Source organism: Allobosea sp. (genome assembly GCF_051860145.1).
Lineage (GTDB): Bacteria > Pseudomonadota > Alphaproteobacteria > Rhizobiales > Beijerinckiaceae > Allobosea.
Genome location: NZ_JBHYEM010000003.1, coordinates 349,720 through 362,164, shown reverse-complemented (window position 1 = coordinate 362,164; position 12,445 = coordinate 349,720). Strand labels below are relative to the sequence as shown.

The 12,445-nt window shown below is 65.7% G+C and carries 13 protein-coding genes; 2 read left to right on the top strand and 11 right to left on the bottom strand.

The genetic code is table 11. The features are described 5' to 3' along the window. Window positions 1-691 (top strand): bifunctional 5,10-methylenetetrahydrofolate dehydrogenase/5,10-methenyltetrahydrofolate cyclohydrolase (locus ACTIF2_RS07405; protein WP_439496399.1); only part of this gene is annotated, 691 nt, incomplete at its 5' end. Between the two features lie 3 nt (window positions 692-694). On the opposite strand, the gene ACTIF2_RS07400 is transcribed toward ACTIF2_RS07405, so the two are convergent. Genes ACTIF2_RS07400 through lpdA form a run of 4 tightly spaced genes read right to left on the bottom strand, consistent with a single transcriptional unit; the run spans window position 695 to window position 2,780 of the window. After that, on the bottom strand, window positions 695-847 hold the full coding sequence (locus ACTIF2_RS07400; RefSeq protein WP_439496398.1) for a HepT-like ribonuclease domain-containing protein: 153 nt from the start codon (window positions 845-847) through the stop codon (window positions 695-697). Next, window positions 798-1,040, bottom strand: coding sequence for a HepT-like ribonuclease domain-containing protein (locus tag ACTIF2_RS07395; protein WP_439496397.1), 243 nt, complete (start codon window positions 1,038-1,040; stop codon window positions 798-800). Before ACTIF2_RS07395 ends, ACTIF2_RS07400 begins: the two co-directional genes overlap by 50 nt. Beyond that, entirely contained in the window at window positions 1,040-1,336 is a 297-nt protein-coding gene (locus tag ACTIF2_RS07390; RefSeq protein WP_439496396.1) for a nucleotidyltransferase family protein, read from the bottom strand. Before ACTIF2_RS07390 ends, ACTIF2_RS07395 begins: the two co-directional genes overlap by 1 nt. A 46-nt stretch (window positions 1,337-1,382) precedes the next feature. Then, window positions 1,383-2,780 (bottom strand): dihydrolipoyl dehydrogenase, encoded by a 1,398-nt coding sequence (gene lpdA, locus ACTIF2_RS07385; protein WP_439496395.1) that lies wholly within the window; start codon window positions 2,778-2,780, stop codon window positions 1,383-1,385. A 242-nt stretch (window positions 2,781-3,022) separates the two neighbouring features. Between lpdA and ACTIF2_RS07380 the strand changes: the two genes are divergently transcribed. Further along, entirely contained in the window at window positions 3,023-4,684 is a 1,662-nt protein-coding gene (locus ACTIF2_RS07380; RefSeq protein ID WP_439496394.1) for an L-lactate permease, read from the top strand. 116 nt (window positions 4,685-4,800) lie between these two features. Here the strand turns inward: ACTIF2_RS07380 and ACTIF2_RS07375 are convergent, their stop codons facing one another. The 7 genes from ACTIF2_RS07375 to sucC all read right to left on the bottom strand — a co-directional run bounded on the left by ACTIF2_RS07375 (window position 4,801) and on the right by sucC (window position 12,403). After that, complete coding sequence (locus ACTIF2_RS07375; RefSeq protein WP_439496393.1) at window positions 4,801-5,205, bottom strand: MAPEG family protein; 405 nt, start codon at window positions 5,203-5,205, stop codon at window positions 4,801-4,803. Between the two features lie 74 nt (window positions 5,206-5,279). Continuing rightward, window positions 5,280-5,531, bottom strand: a complete 252-nt coding sequence (locus tag ACTIF2_RS07370) for a hypothetical protein (protein WP_439496392.1) — start codon at window positions 5,529-5,531, stop codon at window positions 5,280-5,282. A gap of 2 nt (window positions 5,532-5,533) precedes the next feature. Then, window positions 5,534-5,788: a hypothetical protein gene (locus tag ACTIF2_RS07365; RefSeq protein ID WP_439496391.1), complete on the bottom strand. Its 255-nt coding sequence runs from the start codon at window positions 5,786-5,788 to the stop codon at window positions 5,534-5,536. A 9-nt stretch (window positions 5,789-5,797) separates the two neighbouring features. Continuing rightward, window positions 5,798-7,105, bottom strand: coding sequence for a 2-oxoglutarate dehydrogenase complex dihydrolipoyllysine-residue succinyltransferase (odhB, locus tag ACTIF2_RS07360; RefSeq protein WP_439496390.1), 1,308 nt, complete (start codon window positions 7,103-7,105; stop codon window positions 5,798-5,800). Between the two features lie 130 nt (window positions 7,106-7,235). Beyond that, window positions 7,236-10,193, bottom strand: a complete 2,958-nt coding sequence (locus tag ACTIF2_RS07355) for a 2-oxoglutarate dehydrogenase E1 component (protein WP_439496389.1) — start codon at window positions 10,191-10,193, stop codon at window positions 7,236-7,238. Between the two features lie 119 nt (window positions 10,194-10,312). Continuing rightward, a complete protein-coding gene (gene sucD / locus ACTIF2_RS07350) occupies window positions 10,313-11,197 on the bottom strand; it encodes a succinate--CoA ligase subunit alpha (protein ID WP_439496388.1) in 885 nt (294 codons plus the stop codon). A gap of 9 nt (window positions 11,198-11,206) precedes the next feature. Beyond that, on the bottom strand, window positions 11,207-12,403 hold the full coding sequence (sucC, locus tag ACTIF2_RS07345) for an ADP-forming succinate--CoA ligase subunit beta (RefSeq protein WP_439496387.1): 1,197 nt from the start codon (window positions 12,401-12,403) through the stop codon (window positions 11,207-11,209). Window positions 12,404-12,445 lie beyond the last annotated feature (42 nt).

Genomic DNA, 12,445 nt, shown 5'->3' with positions numbered 1-12,445 from the left:
AAAGCTCGCGGCCGAGATCGGCATGAATTCGGCGGTGCACCGCATGCCGGCGGAGACCAGCGAGGCCGAGCTGCTCGCCAAGCTCGCGGAGCTCAATGCCGACGACGCGGTCGACGGCATCCTGGTGCAGCTGCCGCTGCCGAAACATATCGATACCGGCCGGATCATCGACGCGATCGATCCCGCCAAGGATGTCGACGGCTTGCATCCGATCAATGCCGGCCGGCTCGCCGGCGGCAAATCCGGGCTGGTGCCGTGCACGCCGCTGGGCTCGATGCTGCTGCTGAAAGCGGCGCTGCCCTCGCTGTCGGGCCTCGAGGCCGTGGTCGTCGGGCGTTCCGAGCTGGTCGGCCGGCCGCTGGCGCAATTGCTGCTCCAGGCCGATTGCACAGTCACGATCGCGCATTCGCGGACGCGCGACCTTCCGGCCGTCTGCCGGCGGGCCGACATCCTGGTCGCGGCGGTCGGCCGGCCGAACATGATCAAGGGCGACTGGATCAAGCCGGGCGCGACGGTGATCGATGTCGGCATCAACCGGCTGCCGGACGGCAAGCTCACCGGCGACGTCGATTTCGCGGAGGCGGCGAAGGTCGCGGGCGCGATCACGCCGGTGCCGGGCGGCGTCGGTCCGATGACCATCGCCTGCCTGCTGCGCAACACGCTGAGTGCGTTCCACGCCCGGCGGGGGTGACGGTCAAGCGCGCCGCGACGCGAGAAGGTCTTCGATCGCAGCGCGCAAAGGCAGAAGATCGTCGGTGATCACGGCCCAGACGATGTCGGGGTCGATGCGCCAGTATTCATGCCGAATCAGATTGCCGATCGCTCTGATATCGGCCCAGGCCCACATCTGCCCGCAGGGCGAGTAAATCGTCTGGAAGATGTCGCACGGCCTCGGAGATGATCTCCAGCGACCGCTCGACGCCACGCTGCACGAACAGGGCTTTACTGAAGCTCGCGCGGTCATGGCTGGCGGCGGCCTCTTCGATCAATGCGATCGCGTCGAGAATATCCTCGAGGACGACATCGACATGTCGCGCCATCAGAAGACCCTGACGGCTTCGCCCTCGATCTGCGCGCGCAGCTTCGGGTGCAATCCCTTGCGCGTCGTCAGGTCGATCTCAACGCCGAGTTGCTCGGCGAGATAGCTGCGCATTCCCGCGAGATCGATCAAGGAGAATTTACGGCCCGGTGCGACATCGATGAAGACATCAATGTCGCTGTCGGCAGTTGCTTCGTTCCTTGCCGTCGAGCCGAACAGATAGGCAGCCTGCGCGCCGCGGGCGCGCAGGGCGTCGGCGCGACGCGCCAGTTCAAGAGATGCCTCGTCTCGTGTCATGGGCGAAACCTATCATGGCTGCGCCGATCCACGAAGCAAGCGAGGCTCACATATGGATCGGGCGCTTGTCGACGGCGAGCGCCGCTTCCTTGACCGCCTCGGCCAGCGTCGGATGGGCGTGGCAGGTGCGGGCGAGGTCTTCCGAGGAGCCGCCGAATTCCATCAGCACGGTGACCTCGGCGATCAGATCGCCGGCATGGGGGCCGATGATGTGGCAGCCGAGTACGCGGTCGCTCGCGGCATCGGCCAGGAACTTCACGAAGCCGTCGGTGTGCCGCATGGCGCGGGCGCGCGCATTCGCCGTGAAGGGGAACTTGCCGATCTTGTAGGCGATGCCGGCGGCCTTGAGCTCCTCCTCGGTCTTGCCGATCGCGGCGACCTCGGGGGCGGTGTAGATGATGCTCGGGATCGCGTCGTAGTTCACATGGCCCGCCTTGCCGGCGATGAGCTCGGCCACCGCCATGCCCTCGTCCTCGGCCTTGTGGGCCAGCATCGGGCCGCGCACCACGTCGCCGATCGCATAGATGCCGGCGACATTGGTCTTGAAATGGTCGTCGATGACGACGCGGCCCTTCTCGGTCGCGACGCCGGCCGCCTCCAGCCCGAGGCCATCCGTGTTCGGGCGGCGGCCGATGGCGACCAGCACGATATCGGCCGACAGCGTCTTGGCCTCGCCGCCAGCGGCGGGCTCGACCGTCACGGTCGCGCCCTTCTTGCCGGTCTCGACCTTGGTCACCTTCGAGCCGAGATGGAAGGTGAAGCCCTGCTTCTGCAGGATGCGCTGGAACTGCTTGGCGATCTCCTCATCCATGCCGGGGATGATGCGGTCGAGATACTCGACCACGGTGACCTTGGCGCCGAGACGGCTCCAGACCGAGCCGATCTCGAGGCCGATCACGCCGGCGCCGACGATGAGCAGCTCCTGCGGCACGGTTGTCAGCTCGAGCGCGCCGGTCGAGGTCACGACGGTCTTCTCGTCGATCTTCACGCCCGGCAGGCCGGCGGCTTCCGAGCCGGTGGCGATGACGATGTTCTTGGTCTCGAGCGTCTGGCTCTTGCCGTCAGCGCCCTTGACCTCAACCTTGCCGGCACTGGGGATGCTGGCGACACCCTGGAAGGCCTCGATCTTGTTCTTTTTCAGCAGGAAGGCGACGCCGTTGACATTGGCGTCCACGGTTTCCTGCTTGTGGACCAGCATCTGCTTGAGATCGAGCTTCGGCTTACCGACGACGACGCCGAGGCTGGGGAAGGTATGGGCGGCTTCCTCGAACATCTCGGACGCATGCAGCAGCGCCTTGGACGGAATGCAGCCGACATTCAGGCAGGTGCCGCCATGGGTCTTGCGCTTTTCGACCACCGCGACCTTGAGGCCGAGCTGGGCGGCGCGAATGGCGCAGACATAGCCGCCGGGGCCGGTTCCGATGACGACGAGATCGTAGGACATGAGCTTCTTCCGCTGAGGATGACTTTCAGAGCGTAGCCGACTGGCGCCGCAAGGGCGCAGGGCGTCGACCCGGCCATACATGGCTTTGTGCCGTGACGCCATGCCGACAACCGTTGACAAGGTTGCAGGCGGGGTTGTGGCGCGCTCCGATTGGGAGCGTAGTCTCCCAGATAACAACAAGAAGAAAAATGCTCATAGTCGTACGACTATCGTCTAATTCCTTGGGGAAGGAAGGGCATTCCATGTGGAACCAAGTCTACGATCCATTCGACAATAGCGTCTTGTCCACGATTGCCGCCGCGCTGCCGGTTGTTGTCTTGCTAGGACTCATCGCATCCAACGCCGTAAAAGCCCATATCGCAGCGATCATTGCCTTGATCGTCGCGAATATTGTCGCGATATTTCTATTCACCATGCCTGCGGGGATGTCGCTCCGCGCCACTGTTCTCGGCGCGGTGACGGGTTTCTTCCCGATCGGCTGGATCGTCTTGAACGTGATTTTTCTCTACCGGCTCACGGTCGAGAAGGGCACCTTCGAGACCTTGCAGACGACGATCGGCGGCGTCACCAGCGACCGCCGCATCCAGCTCCTGCTGATCGCCTTCGCCTTCGGCGCGTTCTTCGAGGGCGCGTCGGGTTTCGGCACGCCCGTGGCCGTCACCGGCGCGATCCTGATCGGGCTCGGCTTCTCGCCGCTGGCGGCGTCGGGGCTGTCGCTCATCGCCAATACCGCGCCCGTCGCCTATGGCGCGCTCGGCACGCCGATCCAGGGCCTCTCCCAGGTCACCGGCATCGATCCCTTCCTGCTCGGCGCCATGGTCGGCCGGCAATTGCCGTTCTTCTCGCTGCTGGTGCCGTTCTGGCTGATCTGGGTCTTCGCCGGCTGGCGCGGCATGCTGCAGATCTGGCCGGCGATCCTGGTCACTGGCGTCTCCTTCGCCGTGCCGCAGTTCCTGATCTCGAACTACATCAATCCCTGGATCGTCGATATCGGCGCCTCGCTGATCTCGATGGCCTGCCTGATCGGCTTCCTGCAGGTCTGGAAGCCGAAGGAGGTCTGGACCTCGCCAAAGCTGCGCAGCCACGACATCTCGGACGAGGGGCGGATCGCGCCGGTCCCGTCGACCGTGGTGCCGAGCCGCGCACAGGTCTGGATGGCGCTGACGCCCTGGATCATCGTCTGCGCCGTGCTGCTGATCTGGGGCACGGGCTGGTTCAAGACCGCGGTCAATCCCTGGACGACCTGGAACTACGCCGTACCCGACCTGCACAACCAGATCGCCAAGGTTGCGCCGGTCGCGCCGAAGCCGACGCCGGAAGGCGCGGTCTTCTCGTTCACCTGGCTGTCCTATACCGGCTCGGGCATGCTGATCGCCGCGATCATCTCCGGCTTCGTCATGGGCTTCACGCCGGGCCGGCTGCTCATGACTTATGCGCGGACGATCAAGCTCTGCGCCTATTCGTTGATCACGATCTCGGCGATGCTGGCGATCGGCACACTGACCAGGCTGTCGGGCCTCGACGCCACGCTCGGCCTCGCCTTCGCGGGAACCGGCGTGCTCTATCCCTTCTTCGGCACGCTGCTCGGCTGGCTCGGCGTGGCGCTGACGGGCTCGGACACGGCCTCGAACGTGCTCTTCGGCAACCTGCAGAAGGTCACCTCCGAACAGCTCGGCCTGTCGCCGATCCTGATGGGCGCGGCGAACTCGTCCGGTGGCGTGATGGGCAAGATGATCGATGCCCAGTCGATCGTCGTCGCTTCGACGGCGACCAACTGGTTCGGTCACGAAGGCACGATCCTGCGCTTCGTCTTCTGGCACTCGATCGCGCTGGCCTGCCTCGTCGGCGGGCTGGTGATGCTGCAGGCCTATGTCCATCCCTTCTCGGCGATGGTGGTGCAGTAGGAAGAGCAGCCTGCGTCAACAACCGTCATCCCGGACGGAGCGCTGCGGCGCTCCGTCCGGGATGACGCAAAGAGATCTTTACCTCGTTGCAGGTGTCTACCCGGGAGCTCCCGTCTTCACGTCATCAAGCGGATGAGCATGAGGACGAGGCCGATGAACGAGGCGAGCCAGACGAAAGTCCGGATCACCGGGATGCCGGCGGCGTAGAGCAGGACATAGGCGACGCGTGCCGCGAGGTAGAGCCAGGCGCCGGTCGCGCCGAGCCCGCCGGCCTTGCCAGTGATCGCGAGCGCCAGCGCCAACGCGACGAAGGCCGGGTAGCTCTCGAGCAGGTTGTCGAGCGCTCGCTTCAGCCGACGCGACACGACGCTGGCGGACTCGCGCGGCTCGTCGCGCGGGCTGAACAGGTATTGCGGGCCAAGGTCGCCGGACGTGCCGGCCTGCAGGATAATCTGAAGCAGCAGGAGCACGACGCTCCAGCCGAGAACCGTGATTTCCGTCGTCGCAGCAATCGCGTTCATGACACCCTCCCAGCCAAACGCGTGGCCGAGGGACGATGGCAGTTTTGACAACCGGGCGCCAGCGGCGCGCCCGTTCAGGCCTTGCGGCGCTGCGCCTCGAGCAGGTGGATCAGGGAATCGACGATCATCGCGAGGCCGTGCGGGTTGGCCGGCCTGTGGTCGATCCACGGCCAGGAGCCGACCAGCGTGCCGGCGACGGCGATCAGCTCGATTTGCCCCTCGGCCTCGATCCGCCGAAGCTTCGCGTCGATCCCCAGGCCGAAGATGTCCTGTCCGTGGATCGTGATGTCGGTATAGGGATGATCGCCCGGCTTGCCGTTGGCCATGATCAGCCCACCCGCGTGCCCGAGGCCTCGGCGTAGCGCTTCACCGCGACCAGGATGGACGACAGCCGCTCCGGCTGTACCGGCTTGTAGTCGACCAGCGGCCAGTTCCAGATGATGTCGGAGACGAGCCAGCGCAGGTCGGGCGAGCCAGTCGCGTGGAGCTGGCGCACCATCTCGTCGATCCCCATGCCGAACAGGTTCTCACCATGGGTGGTGATGTCGGTATAGGGATGATCGCCCGGCCGGCCGTTCGCCATGGCCCGGCCTCAGAGGTCGAGCACGAGACGCGCCGGGTCCTCCAGGGCTTCCTTGATGCGGACGAGGAAGGTCACCGCCTCCTTGCCGTCGATGATGCGGTGGTCGTAGCTGACCGCGAGATACATCATCGGGCGGATCTCGATCTTGCCGGCGACGACCATCGGCCGCTCCTGGATCTTGTGCATGCCCAGGATGGCCGATTGCGGCGCGTTCAGGATCGGCGTCGACATCAGCGAGCCGTAGACGCCGCCATTCGAGATGGTGAAGGTGCCGCCCTGCATGTCCTCGATCTTGAGCGCGCCGTCGCGCGCCTTCTTGCCGAGTTCGCCGATCGCCTTCTCGACGCCGGCAATGGAGAGCTGGTCGGCATCGCGCACCACCGGCACGACCAGGCCCTTGTCGGTGCCGACCGCGACGGCGATGTGGTAATAGTTCTTGTAGACGATGTCGGTGCCGTCGATCTCGGCATTGACCGAAGGGATCTCCTTCAGCGCCTGGACGCAGGCCTTCACGAAGAAGCCCATGAAGCCGAGCTTCACGCCGTGCTTCTTCTCGAAGACCTCCTTGTACTGGTTGCGCAGGGCCATGACGGCCGACATGTCCACCTCGTTGAAGGTGGTCAGCATGGCGGCGGTGTTCTGCGCCTCCTTCAGCCGGCGCGCGATGGTCTGGCGCAGCTTGGTCATCTTGACGCGCTCTTCGCGCGAGGCGTCGTCCGGCACTGAGGGAGCGCGGACCTGCACGGGGGCGGCCGGAGCCGAGCCGGCGACCGCCGGGCCGGTCGCGATCGCGGCCAGCATGTCGCCCTTGGTGACGCGGCCATCCTTGCCCGAGGCGTTGACGCCTGCGGGATCGACACCGCTCTCGGCGGCGAGGCGGCTGACGGCGGGGCCCGAATCGGTGGCCTTGGTCGCGGGCTTGACCGGCGTGTCGCCGGCGACCGCGCCCGCCTTCTTCTGCGCCTCGGCCGAGGTGTCGGCGCCGGTCTTGCCGGCGGCCTGGGCCACGGAGGTCTCGTCCTTCTTGGGCTCGGCCTTCTTGTCCTCGGCCTTCGGCGCACTCGCGGCGGCCTTGCCGTCGCCAGCCCCGATCGAGCCGAGCAGCGCGTTGACGCCGACCGTCTCGCCTTCCTTGGCGACGATCTCGCCGAGCACGCCGGCTGCCGGCGCGTTGACCTCGAGCGTGACCTTGTCGGTCTCGAGCTCGACCAATGGCTCGTCGGCCTTCACCGCATCGCCCTGCTTCTTGAACCATTTGCCGATCGTCGCTTCCGAGACGGATTCGCCGAGGGTGGGTACGCGGATTTCGGTCGCCATATCAGGCCTCTTATGCAAACTCGTGGGCGTCATCCCCCGGAGCGAAGCGGAGAGCCGGGATCCATGCCGGAACGGTCAGGCATGGATCCCGGATCGGCGCCGCTTCGCGGCTTGTCCGGGATGACAGGGTTCAGGCGGCAAAAGCTTCGTCCATGAAGGCGGCGAGCTGGGCGAGATGCTTGGACATCAGCCCGGTTGCCGTCGCGGCCGAGGCCGGTCGGCCGACATAACGCGGACGCTTCGATTTCGAGCCGGCATGGCCGAGCACCCATTCGAGATAGGGCTCGACGAAGGTCCAGGAGCCCATGTTCTTCGGCTCCTCCTGGCACCAGACGACGTCGGCCGCCTTGAAGCGCGCCAGCTCCTGCGCCAGCGACTTCAGCGGGAAGGGGTAAAGCTGCTCGACACGCATCAGGTAGACGTCGTCGACGCCACGCTTCTCGCGCTCCTCCAGCAGGTCGAAATAGACCTTGCCGGAGCAGAGGATGACGCGGCGGATCTTCGAATCCTTGACCAGCTTGGTCGTGGAGGCGCCGCGCTCGGCATCGTCGTGCAGGACGCGATGGAAGGTCGAGCCCTCGGCCAGATCCGCCAGGTCGGAGACGCAGCGCTTGTGGCGCAGCAGCGATTTCGGCGTCATCAGGATCAGCGGCTTGCGGAAGTCGCGCTTGAGCTGCCGGCGCAGGATGTGGAAATAGCTCGCAGGCGTCGAGCAGTTCGCGACCTGCATGTTGTCCTCGGCGCACATCTGCAGGAAGCGCTCGAGGCGGGCGGAGGAATGCTCCGGACCCTGGCCCTCATAGCCGTGCGGCAGCAGGCAGACGAGGCCCGACAGCCTGAGCCATTTGCGCTCGCCCGACGAGATGAACTGGTCGAACACGACCTGCGCGCCATTGGCGAAGTCGCCGAACTGCGCCTCCCACATCGTCAGCGCGTTCGGCTCCGACAGCGTGTAGCCGTATTCGAAGCCGAGCACCGCCTCTTCCGAGAGCATCGAGTTGATGACCTCGTAGCGCGCCTGGCCCTCGCGGATATTGTTGAGCGAGGTGTGGCGGGCCTCGGTCTCCTGGTCGATCAGCACCGAATGACGCTGGCTGAAGGTGCCGCGCTCGCTGTCCTGGCCGGAGAGCCTGACGGGATTGCCGTCGAGCAGCAGCGAGCCGAAGGCCAGCGATTCCGCCGTCGCCCAGTCGATGCCCTTGCCGGATTCGACCGACTTGCGCCGGTTGTCGAGGAAGCGCTGGATCGTCTTGTGGACGTTGAAGCCGGCCGGCACGGCCGTGATCTTCTCGGTGATCTCCTTCAGCACCGCTTCCGCCACGCCGGTCGCGCCGCGGCGCGGGTCGTCCTCGTCGGCGCGGATCGCCTTCATGCCGGCCCAGCGGCCGTCGAGCCAGTCGGCCTTGTTGGGCTTGAAGGTCTGGCCGGCCTCGAACTCGATCTCGAGCTTGCCCTTCCAGGCCGCACGCATCTCGTCGAGCTCGCCCGGCTGGATCACGCCCTCGGCCTCGAGCTTCGTGCTGTAGAGCTCGAGCGTCGATTTGTGGCTGCGGATCTTGCGGTACATCAGCGGCTGGGTGAAGCCCGGCTCGTCGCCCTCGTTATGGCCGAAGCGGCGATAGCAGAACATGTCGATGACGACCGGCTTGTGGAATTTCTGCCGGAACTCGATCGCGATCTTGGCCGCGAAGACGACCGCCTCCGGATCGTCGCCGTTGACGTGGAAGACCGGCGCCTCGACCATCTTCGCCACGTCGGACGGATAGGGCGAGGAGCGCGAATAGCGCGGATAGGTGGTGAAGCCGATCTGGTTGTTGATGATGAAATGCACCGAGCCGCCGGTGCGGTGGCCCTTCAGGCCCGACAGGCCGAGGCATTCCGCGACCACGCCCTGGCCGGCGAAGGCGGCGTCGCCATGCAGCAGCAGCGGCAGCACCTTGGAGCGCTCGACGATATCGCCGAACTGGTCCTGCTTGGCGCGGACCTTGCCGAGCACCACGGGATCGACGATCTCGAGATGCGAGGGGTTGGCGGTCAGCGAGACATGGACGTTGTTGCCATCGAACTCGCGGTCGCTCGAGGCGCCGAGATGGTATTTGACGTCGCCCGAGCCCTCGACGTCGTCGGGCGCGAAGGAGCCGCCCTTGAACTCGTGGAACAGGGCGCGGTGCGGCTTGCCGAGCACCTGGGTCAGCACGTTCAGGCGGCCGCGATGGGCCATGCCGAAGACGATGTCGCGCACGCCGAGCGCGCCGCCGCGCTTGATGATCTGCTCCAGCGCCGGAACCAGCGATTCACCGCCGTCGAGGCCAAAGCGCTTGGTGCCGGTATATTTCAGGTCGAGGAATTTTTCGAAGCCCTCGGCCTCGACGAGCTTGTTCAGGATCGCCTTCTTGCCCTCGGGAGTGAAGGCGATCTCCTTGTCGGGACCCTCGATCCGCTCCTGCAGCCATGCTTTCTGCTCCGGATCGGAGATGTGCATGAACTCGATGCCGATCGTGTTGCAATAGGTCCGCTGCAGGATCGCGACCATCTCGCGAACCGTGGCGAACTCCATGCCGAGCACGTTGTCGATGAAGATCTTGCGATCGAGATCGGCCTCGGCGAAGCCGAAGGCGGCCGGCGACAGCTCCTCGGGATTGGCGACCTGCTCGATGTCGAGCGGATCGAGCTTGGCGTGGAGATGGCCGCGCATGCGGTAGGCGCGGATCAGCATGATGGCGCGCACGGAATCGCGCGTCGCCTGCTGGACGTCGGAGGCGCTCAGCGTCGCGCCGGCGGCCTGGGCCTTGCCCTTGAGCTTGTCGGAGACGACCTTCTCGACCACGGCCCAGTTGCCGTCGAGTGCCGAGATCATCTCGCCATTGGCGGGAATCGGCCAGTTCGGCTTCTTCCAGGAGGCGCCCTTGGCGTTCTGGACGATGGCCGAGCCCTCGTCCTTCAGCCCGGCGAAGAAGCCCTGCCACTGCTCGTCGACCGAACCGGGGTCGGCCTGATAGCGCGCGTAGAGATCCTCGATATAGGCCGCGTTGCCGCCATAGAGGAAACCCGTCTGCGCGAGAGCCTCGTTGATGTCCTGGCGAGCCATTGTCGTCCTGCCTTCTTCCTAACCTGCCACGTCATGCCCGGGCTTGGCCCGAGCATCTCTTCGTGAATCTCGCTGGTCACGAGATGGCCGGGTCAAGCCCGGCCATGACGGCGAGATATTCAGCCCTTCAATACTTCGACCAAGGTCTTTCCAAGGCGCGCCGGCGAGGGCGAGACCCGGATGCCGGCCGCTTCCATGGCTGCGATCTTGTCCTCGGCGCCGCCCTTGCCACCGGAGATGATGGCGCCGGCATGGCCCATGCGGCGGCCGGGAGGGGCCGTGCGGCCGGCGATGAAGCCGACCATCGGCTTCTTGCGGCCGCGCTTGGCCTCGTCCTTGATGAACTGCGCCGCGTCCTCCTCGGCCGAGCCGCCGATCTCGCCGATCATCACGATCGACTTGGTCTTCTCGTCGGCCAGGAACATCTCGAGCATGTCGATGAACTCGGTGCCCTTGACCGGGTCGCCGCCGATGCCGACGGCCGTGGTCTGGCCGAGGCCCTCGTTGGTGGTCTGGAACACCGCCTCATAGGTCAGCGTGCCGGAGCGCGAGACGATGCCGACCGAGCCGGGCTTGAAGATGTTCGCCGGCATGATGCCGATCTTGCTCTCGCCCGCCGTGACGACGCCCGGGCAGTTCGGCCCGATCAGCCGCGACTTCGAGCCCGAGAGCGAGCGCTTGACCCTGACCATGTCGAGCACCGGGATGCCCTCGGTGATGCAGATGATCAGCGGGATCTCGGCATCGATCGCCTCGCAGATCGCATCGGCCGCGCCCGGAGGCGGCACGTAGACGACGGAGGCCGTGGCCCCGGTCGCATCGCGCGCCTCGGCGACGGTGTCGAAGACCGGCAGGCCGAGATGCAGCGCACCGCCCTTACCGGGCGAGGTGCCGCCGACCATCTGCGTGCCATAGGCGATCGCCTGCTCGGAATGGAAGGTGCCGTTCTTGCCGGTAAAGCCCTGGCAAATGACCTTGGTGTTCTTGTCGATCAGGATGGACATGGTTTTCCCTCAAGCCTTCTTGATCGCAGCCACGATCTTCTGGGCGGCATCGTCGAGGTCGTCGGCCGGGATGACGTTGAGGCCGGAGGACCGGATGATCTCCTTGCCTTCCTCGACATTGGTGCCTTCGAGCCGGACGACCAGCGGAACCTGAAGCCCGACCGCCTTCACTGCGGCGATGACGCCGCGCGCGATGACGTCGCATTTCATGATGCCGCCGAAGATGTTGACGAGGATGCCCTTCACCTTCGGGTCGGCGGTGATGATCTTGAAGGCCGCAGTGACCTTCTCTTCGGAGGCGCCGCCGCCGACATCGAGGAAGTTCGCCGGGGATTCCCCATAGAGCTGGATGATGTCGAGCGTCGCCATGGCGAGGCCGGCGCCGTTGACCATGCAGCCGATCGTGCCGTCGAGCGCGATATAGGCGAGGTCGTGCTTGGAGGCCTCGATCTCCTTGGCGTCCTCCTCGGTCTCGTCGCGCAGCTCCATCAGCTCGGGATGGCGGTAGAGCGCGTTGGAGTCGAAGGAGACCTTGGCGTCGAGGCACTTGACCTGGCCTTGGGTCGTCACGATCAGCGGATTGATCTCGAGCATCGCCATGTCCTTGCCGACGAAGGCGGCAAAGATCTGGGCGAGGACGGTCTGGGCCTGCTTGGCCTGATCGCCCGAGAGACCGAGCGTCTTGGCGACGGTGCGGCCGTGATGCGGCATGATGCCGGTCGCGGGATCGACCGAGAAGGTCTTGATCTTCTCGGGCGTGTCATGCGCCACCTTCTCGATATCCATGCCGCCCTCGGTCGAGACGACGAAGGCGATGCGCGAGGTCTCGCGGTCGACCAGGGCCGAGAGGTAGAACTCCTTCTCGATGTCGGAGCCGTCCTCGATATAGAGGCGGTTGACCTGCTTGCCGGCCGGGCCGGTCTGCAGGGTCACCAGGGTGTTGCCGAGCATCTCCTTGGCATGGGCCTCGACCTCTTCGATCGACTTGGCGAGCCGCACGCCGCCCTTGGCGTCGGCCGGCAATTCCTTGAACTTGCCCTTGCCGCGGCCGCCCGCATGGATCTGGCTCTTCACGACGTAGAGCGGGCCGGGCAGCTTCCTGGCGGCCTCGACGGCTTCCGCCACCGTAAGCGCCGGGAAGCCGGCGGAGACCGGCGCGCCGAACTCCTTGAGAACCGCCTTGCCCTGATATTCGTGGATGTTCATGTGCTCGGATTCCTTGCGTGCGCTGGCGAAGGGCGAATAGGG

Excerpts from the sequence above, each read along its gene's own strand:
- ACTIF2_RS07400 (WP_439496398.1), bottom strand. The coding sequence starts at position 847 with ATGTGGGCCTGGGCCGATATCAGAGCGATCGGCAATCTGATTCGGCAT.
- ACTIF2_RS07395 (WP_439496397.1), bottom strand. The coding sequence starts at position 1,040 with ATGGCGCGACATGTCGATGTCGTCCTCGAGGATATTCTCGACGCGATC.
- ACTIF2_RS07390 (WP_439496396.1), bottom strand. The coding sequence starts at position 1,336 with ATGACACGAGACGAGGCATCTCTTGAACTGGCGCGTCGCGCCGACGCC.
- lpdA (WP_439496395.1), bottom strand. The coding sequence starts at position 2,780 with ATGTCCTACGATCTCGTCGTCATCGGAACCGGCCCCGGCGGCTATGTC.
- ACTIF2_RS07380 (WP_439496394.1), top strand. The coding sequence starts at position 3,023 with ATGTGGAACCAAGTCTACGATCCATTCGACAATAGCGTCTTGTCCACG.
- ACTIF2_RS07375 (WP_439496393.1), bottom strand. The coding sequence starts at position 5,205 with ATGAACGCGATTGCTGCGACGACGGAAATCACGGTTCTCGGCTGGAGC.
- ACTIF2_RS07370 (WP_439496392.1), bottom strand. The coding sequence starts at position 5,531 with ATGGCCAACGGCAAGCCGGGCGATCATCCCTATACCGACATCACGATC.
- ACTIF2_RS07365 (WP_439496391.1), bottom strand. The coding sequence starts at position 5,788 with ATGGCGAACGGCCGGCCGGGCGATCATCCCTATACCGACATCACCACC.
- odhB (WP_439496390.1), bottom strand. The coding sequence starts at position 7,105 with ATGGCGACCGAAATCCGCGTACCCACCCTCGGCGAATCCGTCTCGGAA.
- ACTIF2_RS07355 (WP_439496389.1), bottom strand. The coding sequence starts at position 10,193 with ATGGCTCGCCAGGACATCAACGAGGCTCTCGCGCAGACGGGTTTCCTC.
- sucD (WP_439496388.1), bottom strand. The coding sequence starts at position 11,197 with ATGTCCATCCTGATCGACAAGAACACCAAGGTCATTTGCCAGGGCTTT.
- sucC (WP_439496387.1), bottom strand. The coding sequence starts at position 12,403 with ATGAACATCCACGAATATCAGGGCAAGGCGGTTCTCAAGGAGTTCGGC.